The sequence below is a fragment of the uncultured Methanobrevibacter sp. genome (assembly GCF_947169325.1).
Lineage (GTDB): Archaea > Methanobacteriota > Methanobacteria > Methanobacteriales > Methanobacteriaceae > Methanocatella.
In genome coordinates this window covers 1-14057 of sequence record NZ_CAMVPN010000011.1, presented here as the reverse complement: position 1 = coordinate 14057, position 14057 = coordinate 1, and the positions used below count along the sequence as shown (strand labels likewise).

At 36.3% G+C, this 14057-nt stretch carries 15 protein-coding genes; 9 read left to right on the top strand and 6 right to left on the bottom strand.

Going from position 1 to position 14057, the window contains the following annotated elements; translation table 11 throughout:
• Window position 1 precedes the first annotated feature (1 nt).
• Window positions 2-433, top strand: a complete 432-nt coding sequence (locus Q0W26_RS02895; protein ID WP_298522174.1) for an amino acid-binding protein — start codon at window positions 2-4, stop codon at window positions 431-433.
• A 68-nt stretch (window positions 434-501) separates the two neighbouring features.
• Here the strand turns inward: Q0W26_RS02895 and Q0W26_RS02890 are convergent, their stop codons facing one another.
• The 3 genes from Q0W26_RS02890 to iorA are packed head-to-tail and all read right to left on the bottom strand — an operon-like array spanning window position 502 to window position 3317.
• Window positions 502-780 carry a hypothetical protein gene (locus tag Q0W26_RS02890; protein WP_298522172.1) on the bottom strand — a complete coding sequence of 93 codons (279 nt, stop codon included), beginning with the start codon at window positions 778-780 and terminating at the stop codon, window positions 502-504.
• Between the two features lie 55 nt (window positions 781-835).
• Window positions 836-1420, bottom strand: coding sequence for an indolepyruvate oxidoreductase subunit beta (locus Q0W26_RS02885; RefSeq protein ID WP_298522170.1), 585 nt, complete (start codon window positions 1418-1420; stop codon window positions 836-838).
• 4 nt (window positions 1421-1424) lie between these two features.
• Window positions 1425-3317, bottom strand: a complete 1893-nt coding sequence (gene iorA, locus Q0W26_RS02880; protein ID WP_298522169.1) for an indolepyruvate ferredoxin oxidoreductase subunit alpha — start codon at window positions 3315-3317, stop codon at window positions 1425-1427.
• A gap of 108 nt (window positions 3318-3425) precedes the next feature.
• Here iorA and tfrB point away from each other — a divergent pair, with 108 nt between their 5' ends.
• The 5 genes from tfrB to glyS are packed head-to-tail and all read left to right on the top strand — an operon-like array spanning window position 3426 to window position 8968.
• Window positions 3426-4901 (top strand): fumarate reductase (CoM/CoB) subunit TfrB, encoded by a 1476-nt coding sequence (gene tfrB, locus Q0W26_RS02875; RefSeq protein WP_298522168.1) that lies wholly within the window; start codon window positions 3426-3428, stop codon window positions 4899-4901.
• 12 nt (window positions 4902-4913) lie between these two features.
• On the top strand, window positions 4914-5822 hold the full coding sequence (locus Q0W26_RS02870; RefSeq protein ID WP_298522220.1) for a TrmJ/YjtD family RNA methyltransferase: 909 nt from the start codon (window positions 4914-4916) through the stop codon (window positions 5820-5822).
• Window positions 5819-6646 carry a 4Fe-4S binding protein gene (locus Q0W26_RS02865; protein WP_298522167.1) on the top strand — a complete coding sequence of 276 codons (828 nt, stop codon included), beginning with the start codon at window positions 5819-5821 and terminating at the stop codon, window positions 6644-6646. Before Q0W26_RS02870 ends, Q0W26_RS02865 begins: the two co-directional genes overlap by 4 nt.
• A gap of 27 nt (window positions 6647-6673) precedes the next feature.
• Window positions 6674-7258 (top strand): dCTP deaminase, encoded by a 585-nt coding sequence (dcd, locus tag Q0W26_RS02860; protein ID WP_298522166.1) that lies wholly within the window; start codon window positions 6674-6676, stop codon window positions 7256-7258.
• Window positions 7259-7273: 15 nt separating this feature from the next.
• A complete protein-coding gene (glyS, locus tag Q0W26_RS02855) occupies window positions 7274-8968 on the top strand; it encodes a glycine--tRNA ligase (protein ID WP_298522165.1) in 1695 nt (564 codons plus the stop codon).
• Between the two features lie 8 nt (window positions 8969-8976).
• Here the strand turns inward: glyS and Q0W26_RS02850 are convergent, their stop codons facing one another.
• Window positions 8977-9756, bottom strand: a complete 780-nt coding sequence (locus Q0W26_RS02850) for a winged helix-turn-helix domain-containing protein (protein ID WP_298522164.1) — start codon at window positions 9754-9756, stop codon at window positions 8977-8979.
• Window positions 9757-9940: 184 nt separating this feature from the next.
• On the opposite strand from Q0W26_RS02850, the gene Q0W26_RS02845 reads away from it, so the two are divergent.
• The 3 genes from Q0W26_RS02845 to Q0W26_RS02835 are packed head-to-tail and all read left to right on the top strand — an operon-like array spanning window position 9941 to window position 12263.
• Window positions 9941-10696, top strand: coding sequence for a TatD family hydrolase (locus Q0W26_RS02845; protein ID WP_298522163.1), 756 nt, complete (start codon window positions 9941-9943; stop codon window positions 10694-10696).
• A 17-nt stretch (window positions 10697-10713) separates the two neighbouring features.
• Window positions 10714-11337: an Ig-like domain-containing protein gene (locus tag Q0W26_RS02840; RefSeq protein ID WP_298522162.1), complete on the top strand. Its 624-nt coding sequence runs from the start codon at window positions 10714-10716 to the stop codon at window positions 11335-11337.
• Window positions 11338-11348: 11 nt separating this feature from the next.
• A complete protein-coding gene (locus tag Q0W26_RS02835; protein ID WP_298522161.1) occupies window positions 11349-12263 on the top strand; it encodes a TDT family transporter in 915 nt (304 codons plus the stop codon).
• A gap of 5 nt (window positions 12264-12268) precedes the next feature.
• On the opposite strand, the gene Q0W26_RS02830 is transcribed toward Q0W26_RS02835, so the two are convergent.
• Together Q0W26_RS02830 and Q0W26_RS02825 are read right to left on the bottom strand one after the other, a co-directional pair.
• Entirely contained in the window at window positions 12269-12811 is a 543-nt protein-coding gene (locus Q0W26_RS02830; RefSeq protein WP_298522160.1) for a cell division protein SepF, read from the bottom strand.
• A gap of 5 nt (window positions 12812-12816) precedes the next feature.
• Window positions 12817-13869 carry a DUF1611 domain-containing protein gene (locus tag Q0W26_RS02825; RefSeq protein WP_298522159.1) on the bottom strand — a complete coding sequence of 351 codons (1053 nt, stop codon included), beginning with the start codon at window positions 13867-13869 and terminating at the stop codon, window positions 12817-12819.
• Window positions 13870-14057 lie beyond the last annotated feature (188 nt).

Below are 14057 nucleotides of genomic sequence, written 5' to 3'. Positions count from 1 at the left end.
GATGGCAGTAAAACAAATTTCAATTTTTGTCGAAAACAAAGAAGGTAGAATTAAAAAGGCTATTGACACATTGGCTAAGCAGAACATTAACATTCGTGCACTTTCAATAGCAGACACTACAAAATACGGAATTTTAAGATTAATCGTTTCCGATAATGAAAAAGCAATAGAATCACTCGAAAATGATGGATTCATTGTTAAGGAAAATGAGGTAATCATTTTAGCTGTTCCAGATGAGCCTAATGGATTAAACTCAACATTAGCTGTCTTTGATGAAAAAGGAATCAATTTAGAATATCTGTATGCATTTGTAAGTAGCAAAACTGATGAAGCCATTGTCGTTATGAGATTGGAAAATATGGAAAAGGCTATAGATGCATTAAAAGAAAGCAATGTTAAAATATTGGATGAAAACGATATTAAAGACTTATAGAAAAGATTAACATCTTTTCTAAACTTATTTTTTAGAGAAAAATTTTAAAAAAAAGTAAAGAAAGATAGCTATAACTCTTTTAATAAGTTAGCTATATCTTCTTTTGAATAACCTAAACGTACGAGAATACTTTTCAATGGGTCAGTTTCAGGAACTACTCCCAATTCCCTCCAACTTTTAAAGTCATTTTTCAAGATTCCATTGATTAAAAGTTGGATAGTGATTAAATCATCACTTTTAACAGCAATGAATGCATCTTCATCTTCAAATACATTATCCGGGTCAATTAATGTTAAATTGCCTGCAATATCTTTTTTTACAATAGCATTGTCAATTTTATAAGCCATATTACCACAACTTCAATTATCTAATTAATTTTTTATTCCAAATACTATTTAAAATTTAACCTTTGATAGAATTGTACCCACTTTCAATAGCTTTTAAATTCATTTCATGGAATTTAGGTTTTAAATTATTTTTCATTGCCTCAATGACTGACTCTTTGGTTAGTGGAAACTTGTCATCAGCAGTTACGGCACCTAAAAGAACCATGTTCAAAGCTAAAACGCTTCCGGCTTCAACAGCAAGTTCAGTTCCATTGATTGGAAGAACATGTTTGAAATTTTCCTTTAATGTTTTTGTAATGTTGTCGACACTTGGATAAGGTTTATCCGCTGAAGAAGGTACAATAGGATGAGTATTGTAAACGATTTTAGTCTCTGAATTTACCTTATCAAGACCCCTTATAGTTTCGATAGGTTCAAAAGCAAGCAGCATGTCTGCCCCTTTGTTTGGAATGATTGAAGAGTTGTATCCTCCGATTTTCAATTCTGTAGAAACAGATCCTCCTCTTTGAGACATTCCGTGAATTTCACTCATTACCACATCCAAACCTTGGTTCATAGCAGCTTCACCAATTATTGTAGATGTCTTTATGATTCCTTGACCACCTACACCACAAATATAAATACTATAATGATTATCCATTTTCTCACCTACCTGCCTCTAGAGCGCCATACTTACAAACCTGAATACATACATTGCATCCGTCACATTGGGATTTATCGATTGTGATTTTTCCATTGATTTTTGAAATGGCAGGGCAAGCCAATTCACTTACACACTTATCACAGTTGTTACAGTTACTTTCAATAAACTTGACCGGCGGTTTTTTAGTCAATCCTTTGATTAATGTGCATGGAGCTTTTGAAACAATCACTGCAGTATCGTCACGTTCGAACGCTTCCTTGTAAGTTTTAACGACCTGCTCCAAATTGAATGGGTTTATTACACGCACATAGTCACAGCCACAGGCGGCCGCCAGTTTACGGATTGACACTTCGGGAGCCTCGTCACCCATTCCATCAACAGGAATTCCTGGGTTTGGCTGGCCTCCGGTCATTGCGGTTATCCTGTTGTCCAGGACTGTTAGAACAAAGTTATGCTTGTTGTGAACAGCATTGATTAAAGGTGAAATACCGCTGTGGAAGAATGTTGAATCCCCAATGAAGCTTGCTACCTTTTGATCTGTTGAAACTGAAAATCCGCAACCGTCACCGACACTTGAACCCATTGACAGCAGGTAATCTGCACAGTTGTAAGGAGGATTGATACCTAATGTATAACATCCTATGTCTGATGCAAATACCACATCATCAAGTTTCAAGCCCAATTCATCAATTGCCTTGTTTATTCCATAATACATTGCCCTGTGAGGACAGCCTGCACACAATACCGGGGCTCTATTGGGAATGTCCTCTTGGAGTTTTTCCAGGCTTGTGGAATATGCAACGCTTTCATCTTCCTTGAAGTTCAATACCTTATTTAAGCCGTCACTGACAATGTCTGAGTTGAACTCATGGTAAAGTGGGAATGTGCCGTCCAGTTTACCGTGGACATTGACATTCAGCTTTTTGGCACCTAATGTTGCAAGAACGTCCCTTTCAATTATCGGGTCAACTTCCTCAACAATGAACACTTCATCCAAATCTGCTAAAAATTCGCCAACCAATTCCTGTGGGAACGGATAAGAAAATCCCAATTTCAGGATGTTAATGTCCAATTCATTGAATTTAACAACATCATGAGCGTAGTTATATGCACTGCTTGAAGCAATCAAACCGTATTTCTTATCAGCGGAAAAGTCTATTTCTTTGTTGTATTCACTTTTATTTGTGACTTCTTCAAGTTTGTGGATTTTATCCCATAGTCTTACGTGCATGTCGCCTGCAAATGCAGGAACAGGAACATATTTTGAAGGGTCCTTTTTGAAGTGGCCTCTTTTCCAGTGATTGTCGTTGTTTGATGAATTGTCTCGAACATCACCGAATTCAACTACTCCTCTCATATGAGATACGCGAGTGGTTGTTCTGACAATTACTGGTAAATTGAACTGTTCTGATAAATCAAATGCATATTTGACCATATCCTTAACTTCCTGACAGTTGGAAGGTTCCAAAATAGGCACATTGGCCAATCTTGCATAATTACGGGTGTCCTGTTCATTCTGTGATGAGAACAATGACGGATCATCAGCGGATAAAATAACCATTCCACCGTTGACACCTGAATATGCAGTTGTCATGAATGAATCTGCAGCTACATTCATGCCCACGTGCTTCATAAAAGTAAATGACCTAAGTCCGGATGCAGCTGCAGTGGCTGCAACCTCCATTGCGACTTTTTCATTAGTAGAAAATTCAAAATAAATATTGGCCTCTTTTGCCAATACTGAGAGCACATTTCCAATTTCTGATGAAGGAGTTCCGGGATAAGTGGCTGCAATAGAAACACCTGCCTCTATAACACCTCTAACAGCCGCTTCGTTACCAAGTAAAAATTGTTTTTCACCGGCAGCTCCTGTAACTAATTCTTTTAAATTCATATATTTTCCTCAAAATAATCAATAATACAATATTATTATATAATACCTTTACCTATAAATAATATATTATAATGTTTTATAAGCTTTTAATAATTTTGGAGAGAAATGATGATTAAGGTTTATGTTTCAAGATTCAACCGTGAAACTGATACGGAACCACATTTGGAGTGTTATGAAATTGAAAAAACACCCCATATGAAAGTTCTGGATGCATTGCAGGCCATCAATGAAAAATACGATGCGGACATCAGTTTTAGAAGCTCATGCAGAGCAGGCCAGTGCGGTTCATGCGGAATATTATTTAAAGGAAATGGAGCTCTGGCATGCCAAAAGGAAATAAAGGACGGAGCAATTATCGAACCTCTTAGATTCCCTGTGATTAAAGATTTGATTGTGGACAAATCAAGTATCGAAGCAAAAGTAAAGGATTTGGAGTTATCCCTTCAATGCGACCATAAATGCGACGAACTTGACACTTCAATTACAAAAGCGGATTCAGCAGATACCAAAAAGGTAAGAAGCTGTATCGAGTGCTATTCATGCTTATCAACCTGTCCTGTTGTCAATATTGCAACTGAAGAATTTGGCGGACCTTATCTGATGAGATACATGCGCAAATTCGAAAGCGATCCAAGAGATAACTTTGATAGGCTCAAAGAAGCATTGGATGAAGGTTTATACAAGTGTACAAGCTGCGGCAAATGTCTTGCAGTTTGTCCTAAAAACATCAATACCTTTGGCGATGCAATAGAAAAGTTAAGGGCAATTGCTGTTGCAAACGGTTCAGGACCTCTTCCGGAACATGTTGCGTTTAAGGAAAATATCCTAAAAACCGGAAGATCCGTTAAAACTGATAAGACCCCATTTATCGAAGAAGCTGAAAATTATACCGGTTCAAAAATCGCATTCTTTACAGGATGTATGACCGATTACAAATTCCCAGAAATTGGGCATAAATTGGTTAAAATTCTAAAAGAAAATGGAATTGATGTTGATGTTCCTGAAGGCCAGGTATGTTGCGGTTCTCCACTTTTAAGAACCGGACAAACCGATATCGTTCAGGAACTTGTTGATAAGAATAAGGAAGTCTTTAAGGATTATGATACAGTCATTACAATCTGTTCAGGTTGCGGAGCTACATTGAAAAACAACCACCCAGAATTCGGGTCTAAATTGAATGTAATGGACATCAGCGAGTTTTTGGTTGATAAACTTGATGAAAGCAAGTTAAAAGAAGTGAATATGACAGTCACATATCATGATCCGTGCCATTTAGGAAGAGGTCAAGGCATTAAAGATGCACCAAGAGACATTATAGAAAAAATCCCAGGTGTTGAGCTAAAAGAAATGCTATATCCTTGCCAATGCTGCGGAGCAGGCGGTGGAATAAAATCCGGAAAACCGGAAATAGCACTGGAGTTATCCAAATCAAAAGCAGAGATGATTAAGGACACTGATGCTGATGTAGTAGTTACAATCTGTCCGTTTTGTGAGTTGAACCTTCAGGACGGTTTAGATGCAATTGGTTGTGAAGATATTAAATCCATGCATATTCTTGAATTATTAGATAAAGCCTACGAATAAATAAAATTGGAGTTGATTAAAATAGGAGACGCCGCTGTAAGTGAACAGAAAGTGGTTGAAACCGCATCAGTAAGTTCACCCGATGAAAAAGAAAAAAGCAACAGCGAAAAAAAGGCAACTTCAACAAAAAAATCAAAATCCCGAGTGCAGTCCAGAGGAACTGCAAGAGACAAGCTTGTTAGAGAGCAGGAGGAAAAGGAAATCAGTCTTTTTAAAGAAAACATTTATATTGTTTTTGTTGAATGTGAAACTCCTGGAAATATTGGTTTTCTTGCAAGGACAATGGCAAACTTCGGATTGAAAAATTTAGTATTGATTAATCCTCCGACATTAACAAAGGAAGCATTCTATCAGGCAACCCATGGAAAATACATTGTGGAAAACGCAAAAATATTTCCGACTTTGGATGATTTTTACCAATCACAAAGAATTGACTTCAAGGTTGCTTCAACAGGAATGGCTGGAGGAAGCTACAATCTATCAAGAATCCCAATTAAACCAGAAGAACTGGGTAAATCCATGAACGTATCTAATAAGATAGCAATATTATTTGGAAGGGAAGGGGACGGTCTTTCAAATAAGGAAATAGGAGACTGTGACATTTGCGTTTCCATTCCAACAGACCCAACTTACCCAATCATGAACATTTCCCATGCAGCTGCGATAATATTCTATGAATTATTCAAAAACAAGCATGAATACGGTGTTGAAGGAATTAATGAAAGTACAGAATTGGAAAAGGAATATTTAATAAAAGACATGAAAGCGTTGATTGATTATTTAGACATTCCCGACCATAAAAAAAGGAACGGCCTTAAAACATTCAACAATATCATTTCAAGAGCATTCATAACAGGACGAGAAGCCCACACTCTTAAAGGCATTTTAAGAAGATTAAAAAATAAAATTGGTGAACAATGAGAAGACCTAGAATAGTTGATTTCAGCAGATTTATCCTTAAGTATATCTTCAATTGGAGATTCTGGATAGCAGAAATAACAAAAAAATCAAAAATATACAAGAAAATAATCGATTTCACACTATTCAAAGATGATGAAATTGTTGTCATACCAAATACAATCAATATCAACAAAAAAATAGAATCTGAAGGGTCTGAATTCCTTCCTACAGACGTGATTAAAGAAGTGATAAAGCGCAGCAATGACATTGTTTTAATGAATACCTGTCTTTGCAGAACCTCCAATGACTGTAAGGATTACCCTCAAGACATTGGATGCATTTTCCTTGGACCCACAGCAAGAAAAATTCCAAAGCACATCGGTAAACTGGCAACTGTTGAAGAAGCTTTGGCTCAAGTTGACAGGGCAGATGAGGCAGGTTTAAGCCACATCATCGGAAGAAATAGAATTGATGCAGTTTGGATGAACGTGCATCCAGGAAAAGGATTATTGACAATATGCCACTGCTGTCCATGCTGCTGTTTATGGAAAGTTTATCCTAATTTGGATTCAGACATCAGCGATAAATTAGAAAAGCTCGATGGCGTCAGTGTCAAACTTCATGAGGAAAACTGTAAAAAATGCAAAAAATGCCTGGAAAGCTGCATGTTTGAGGCAATCAGTTTTAAAGATAATAAAATAAGCATCGATAATGACAACTGCAAAGGATGTGGACTTTGCGTCAATTCATGCAAATTCGATGCAATTGAAATCGACTACACTTCCCAAACCATTGACAATGTAGTCAACAGAATTGACGATTTAATAGAAATCAAAGAATTATAATATTTATAAATTTACTTGTGTGAAAAAATGGCGATTTTAAGCGATAAAGATATAAGAGAATATTTGGAAGAAGGTAAAATAAAAATTGAACCTATCTTAGATGAAAAACAAATACAGCCATCTTCTATTGACATGAGACTGGGAGATGAATTTAAAGTATTTAAAGTAATCAGGAAACCTTTCATTGATCCTAAAGATGAAGAGGACGTATCATCATATATGGAATCAACAACCGTTGAAGAAGGCGAAGCATTTATAATACATCCAAATGAATTTGCCCTGGCCACCACTTTGGAGTATGTTAAAGTGCCCGACAATCTGGTTGCAAGAGTGGAAGGGCGTTCAAGTATGGGAAGATTAGGTGTTACAATGCACGTTACAGCAGGATTCATCGATCCTGGTTTTGAAGGTAAAATCACATTGGAAATATCCAACATAGGCGCAATGCCTGTAGCACTCTATCCCGGTCAAAGAGTGTGTCAAATCGTTTTTGAGACAATGACAAGTCCCTCAGAAATACCATATGGACACCCAAGTAGGAACAGCAAATATATGGGCCAGACCAGTCCAGAAAGCAGTAGAATTAAACGTGATTACGAATTAAAAAAATAAATGGAGATAATATTTATGAATCATGACAAAATGTCCAATATTAGTGCCAAAAGAGGATTTTTATGGCCGTCCTTTGAGATTTACTCCGGAGTATCCGGTTTTACAGACTATGGTCCTCTTGGAGCAAGTCTAAAAAACAACATCATGCAAAAATGGAGAAAACAATACGTTTCAGGTGAAGGATTTTACGAAATTGAAGGTCCAACCGTAATGCCAAAAGAAGTATTGAAAGCATCAGGACACGTTGATAACTTTACAGACCCAATGTGTAAATGTGAATCATGTGGAGAAGTTTTCAGAGCAGACCACATTATTGAAGAGGTCATTGGCGAAGATGTGGAAAGCCTTGAAAATGAAGAGCTTGACCAAATCGTCATTGACAATAACATCGTATGTCCAGAATGCGGAGGCAAACTGTCAAATATCTGGAACTATAACCTCATGTTTAAAACCGAAATAGGTGCAAAAGGCGATAAAGTCGGATACATGAGACCTGAAACAGCACAGGGAATCTTCATTCTATTCAAAAGATTGGAAAGATTTTTCAGAGGAAAATTGCCATTTGGAGCAGTGCAACTTGGAAAAGCATACAGAAATGAAATTTCACCAAGGCAAGGAGTAATCAGGCTCAGAGAATTCACACAAGCAGAAGCGGAAATCTTTTTAAATCCTCAGGACAAGACACACCCTAAATTTTCACAGATTGAAGATGTAGTATTGCGATTAAACTCACAGGAAGTGCAGGAAAATAATTTGGAACCTTTAGAAATCACTGCACGTGAAGCACTTGATAAAGGAATAGTGGCCAATGAAATGTTGATTTACCAGTTGTATTTGGCCCGTAAATTCTTAACCGAAATTGGAATTCCTGAAGAAGTATTGCGATTCAGACAACACCTGGCAGGAGAAATGGCCCACTACGCTCTTGACTGTTGGGACGTTGAAGTTAAAACCGACAAATATGGCTGGGTTGAAATAATTGGAATCGCAGACAGGGGAGATTACGACTTAACTTCACATTCACAGTACAGTAATGATGAATTGAATGTCTTTGTTGAATATGATGAACCTAAAATTGTTCAGAAAACCGTTGTAAAACCTAACTTGTCCAAATTCGGACCAATATTTAAAGGAGATTCTCCTAAAGTAAAACAAGCAATTGAAGAAGCCGACGTTGAGGAAATCAAAAAAGCAATAGAAAGCGAAGGCAAATTCACAATAGAATTGGATAAAACTTATGAAGTGACTGAAGATCTGCTCATGTTTGAAGATGTTGAAGAAAAAATTACTGGAGAAAAGATCGTTCCCCACGTAATTGAACCTTCATTCGGTATTGACCGTATAACATATTCTGTTTTATTGCATTCATTCACCGAAACCGAAGAAAAGGACTACTTCAAATTCGACAAATCCGTTGCTCCAGTACAGCTTGGAATATTCCCACTCGTAAACAAAGAAGGACCTCGTGAAATCGCTCAGGAATTAACTGAAAACCTGAGAATGGAAGGTTTTACTGTCGAATACGATGCAGTCGGAACAATCGGTAAAAGATATGCAAGAGCAGATGAAATTGGTATTCCTCTTGCAATAACTGTTGACTTCGAGTCTCTTGAAGACAATATGGTAACAATAAGGGACAGGGACACCGAAGCACAGGAAAGAATAGCAATTTCAGAAATTGCACAATATTTAGAAAAATATTATAAATGAGTGTAAACTCATTTATCATTTCTCTTTTTGAAGTTTTCAAACAAATTATCTGCCCAAAGAATGGAATCATGGTTTTTTGAGGCAACCAATCTATTTTTATCAAAGGTGCCGTTTTCCATAAACAATCCAAGAATCATTACCTGGTCTGTAACAATCAACAGGAAGACATGGTGCTCATCAAAGGAATCCACATTCCCTATATTTGTCGTATCCTCAAGTATCTCCAAAACGGCTTCAGGAACAAAGAGCTCCACATCCCTTTTTTTAGAAAGAAGGTCTTCAATGCTGCTGAAGAACGGTTCGTAGTAAAACGGCAGCACACATTTGACGTTGCTTGCCATTGCCAGACACTTATCTATGAAATTGTATGTCCTGTATGCATCTACACCACTGGACTCCATCAGATTGGCATTCCTAAGCAGATAAAGTTCAGATACTGATTCTGGAGGAATCATGTCAACGTCATGATTGACCAAAATGTTGAAAAAGTCATTTATCAACATTATCACGCAATTGAATTCCAAAAGGTCTTCAATTCTGACTTTAGCGGAATTGGTGAGGTAATACCGGTTGTGTTCCCTGTAAATGAAATCCTTCAGTTCCAAAACATGCATGTTGCTTGAAATCGAACTGTAACTCAAATTTGTGTTTTCAGTCAGTTCCTTCATGTTCTGAGGCTTTCTGAATAAAGTAGCCAATATCTTAAGTCGTATTGCGGAATTTGATGCGAATTTCACATCTTCAAAAATTGAATCGACATGTTCTATACGTTCTATATTTTCTATCATGTTAACCACCTATGTAGTATTACTTATGTTCTTATTTTTATTACTATATGATATAAAACATATCAAAGTGAACAAAAGCACCGATGCACACTTCCATAAACTTTAAAAACAATGGGTTTTTCAGATATTTTTTTAAAAGAAAACTAACAAAAATGAACTTAGATAACTTTTGAGATGTGATACAATGATTGATACCCATATGCATGCCGATTCAAGAAGTAGTGAAGACTTTGAAAAGATGTATCTTGCAGGAATTGACACTGCAATAACATGCAGCTATTATCCATATAAAATAGACAATAAAACCGTATTGTTAAATCATCTAAACAGAATCCGTGAGTATGACACTAAAAGGGCATCCGAATACGGCCTTGATTTAAAAGTGGCCTTAGGAATTCATCCAGCAAATGCAATCAAAGATCCTGAAATAATCTATGAAAACCTGTACAAATGGATTGAAAAGGACCAGATAATAGCCATTGGAGAAATTGGCCTTGAAGATTTAACCGATGACGAAATTTCAATCTTTAAAAAGCAACTGGACATTGCAGATGAAACAAATTCAAAAGTAATCATACACACTCCAAGAAAAAACAAAAGGGAAGTTTTAAAAGAAATTTTGAAAATTCTTCCCCAGCACTTAGATGAAAAGCAGGCCGTCATTGACCACATCAATCCGAACGTCATAGCAGAAGCGATTGCATCAGAAAGCATGCTAGGCCTAACAGTGCAGCCTCAAAAGATGGATAAGGAAGATGCAATAGCCATTTTAGATGAATACGGCTTTGACAGATTTCTATTGAACAGCGATATCAGCAACAAACCATCAGATCCACTATCAGTTCCTAAAACAATTCGAGAATTGGAAAGATTAGGATATGAAAATAACAATATCAAAAAAATATCGCATGAGAACGCTCAGAAATTCTTCAATATCTAATGAATATTGGTGAAAATATGGATGAGAGAAAAATAATCATTATCTTATTAGTAATCATTATAGCAATCCTTGCGGCAGGAATTTCAACAATGATTTTGCAGAACACAGGCAAAGAAGAATGCAAAATGAAAATCATCTGCAATGACACAATGTATAATGGGGATGCAATTAAAGTAAAATTAACTGATTTAAACAAAACCGCAATCGCCAATGAGACAATAAAAATCACATTAACTAACGGGGACGACATTAATGAATATGACATTACCACCAACAAAAAAGGAATTGCAACATTGAAATTGAATGACCTTTCCGAAGGCAATTATGATATAAATTGCACATTTGATGGAAACAACAAATATTTGCCCGTTGATGATTATAAAAGCTTCAAATTTGAAGATGAAAGTGTTAAGTCAAGCCAAATGAATTCCATAGACGCAAACCGTCCGACAAATGACATAAATTACAAAGGTTATACTCCTTATCATGAAAGCGAGATAACCTCCGACGGTTGGAATCCGTCCGAACATGAAGTTTCCCGTGAAAAAATGAGCGACGGAACTACAAAAATCCGCTATGATGACGGATACTTCCGCCTCGTTGACGAAAACGGATATGTGATAACATACGGTTACAGTTAAAAGGAAAAAACATGAAATTAATTAAAAATATACCAATACCAATCTGCGGATTGATTCTCGCATTACTGTCCTTGGGAAATCTGACACAGGACATCCATCCATATCTCAGATATGTTTTTGGCGGCATTGGAGTGATATTTTTAATTTTAATAGTTTTAAAAATCATTTTTTATTCATCCAAAATCAAGGATGACTTCAAAAATCCGGTGATTGTCAGCAGTTCCGGTACTTTTTCCATGAGTTTGATGATTCTATCCACATATGTCATTCAATTTAATTCGACTTTGGCATATACTATATGGATTTGCGCAATAGCTTTGCACATTTTACTGATGATTTACTTTACCTATCATTTTATTGTCCTTAATTTCAATATTTCGAATGTCTATCCTAGCTACTGGATAGTCTACATTGGAATCACAATGGGTGCAATCACATCAAGTGTCCATGGAATTGAGGAAATGGGATTCCTATTCTTCATTATAGGTTTTTCTGCAATGCTGATAACCTTGCCTCTTGTAATCTACAGATACATTAAACATCCAGACATTCCTGATGCAAACAAACCGTTAATCTGCATTTTCAATGCGGTTTTAAGCATATTGATTGTGGGATATCTGAATTCCGCACAGAACATATCAAATGAATTTATAACAATATTATACATATTTGCATGCATATTTTACATATTCTCATTGTCCAAATTCATCGAATACAGGAATCTGGATTTCTACCCTAGCTTTGCGGCATTTACATTTCCATTCGTAATCAGCACACTTGCCACAAAAGGCGTCTTAACAAAAATAGGATATAAAACAATATTGAATCCAATATTAAAAATAGAAACGGTAATAGCCGTCGTGATTGTGCTGTATATTCTGATGAGATATTTGAAGTTTTTAAAAAATGTAGAAAGTAGAAATTAATCTACTTATCCTTTATTAATTATTCTGACTTTTTTAGGGGCAACAATTACCAAATCCTTGTCATCGGTTCTTGCAAGCAATAATGCCTGAACACCGTATCTTGACCTCATCTGTTTTATTTTATCCCCTGCCAATTTAAAGTTAGCTGCACTTTCCCTTTCAAGGAATGACAAATCCATGATAACAGGGTTTTTCTCTTCCAATACCTGATCGACAACATAGTTGATGTCATCAATTGTTTTTGGTCTGATTAAAACAATTTCATAAAAGGATTGTTCGGGAGTAATAACCTCATACTCATCATAATCTTCATAAACTGGAGCAGGATTAGGTTTTGGGGCAGGATTGTGAGCTTGAGAAGGTTTTGGAGTTTGCCTGTATTGTTGATTATTACTCTTTTGCTGTGCGTTATGGTTATTTGAAGAATTTGTCAGGTTATTAAACATTGCTGATATGTTTGAAAGAGCACTCTCCTTATTAGCGTTCAGATTGTTGGTTTCTGTTTCTTCATAGCCTAAACTTCTTTTTAAATTATCCATAAAACTCATTTAAATTACTCCTCTAAGTATTCAAGAATAGCATCTAACAATTTAGCTGCACCATTATTATAAACGTCTTCTGCAGGCAGATTAAAGGTTGATTCAAAGTATTCAGGACATAAGTCCAATTCAGCGTTTTTAAGATTGACTGAAAGTCCGACAACCTTTGTAGGTTCAACAGCTTCAATAGCTTTGATTTCCTCTTCAATGCCGCGAGGTTCTCTGTATGGGTGATTTGGCCTGTGCCCAACAATGACTGCATCCGGGTTTGCACCAATCAAAATTGCTGCAGACAAACCTCTTGGGTGAGGATTACCCATTTCAGTCAAACTGGACTGACCTTCAATAAAAATAATATCAGGGTTTTTTGTTTCTTCAACATATTTAATTGCAGACAGCACTGCTGCAGGAACATCCATGGCAGATAAACTTCCTGCTCTAAAATTAAAATCAGTAGGCTCTTCAAGACCCATTTCATCTGTGGATATGATTGCAGGAGTCAATCCTCTTTCACTGCTTGCCAAACCAAGCATTTTGGTTGTGGTCCGTTTGCCGCATTCCTGGGATGTGCCTCCAACAAAGATTACGGGAGCTTTAGGCTTATAGGATATTTTTGGTAAAACTTCACATGATTTTTCAGGGGCGACTCCAGCTATCTTTTCAACAACATCCAGTCTAGGACCGATTTCCTTGATTGTAACATTTTTTGAATCAGCGAATTTCTTTAATGACAAGTTTTCACTAACAGACAAAGATCTAAAAGAAGTTATGACATTCAAACCAGCATCAATTGCCTGGACAGCATATTTCAATGCAGTACCTTCGGCACCAATAGGCAACATTATAACAAGAGACTTTGCATCCGGTGCACCTTCAAGGCACTTTTCCAAACTGCCTGAAACAACATGATTGCAAAACTGCTTTCCTTGCTTTCTTTCATCATCATCGATGAATCCTACTGTTTCGATACCTTCAAGATTGGAGAATTTTTCTCCACCTCCTCCACAACCCACTACTATGAATGGATTCAAATCTTGAATTTCTTTTACTGATTTAACTGAATACAATTAACTTCACCCCTATCCTATAATTTATAACTTATAACTAATCATGTAATTTTATTATCTTAATTTTTCAAAAAATTTTCAAAAAATGATATTATTATTAATTATGATTTTTCACATTAATAAAGTATAATGTTTTGACTCTTTCAAAAACTTTGTTGATTTGAAATTTTCTGATGAAAGTTAGCTCT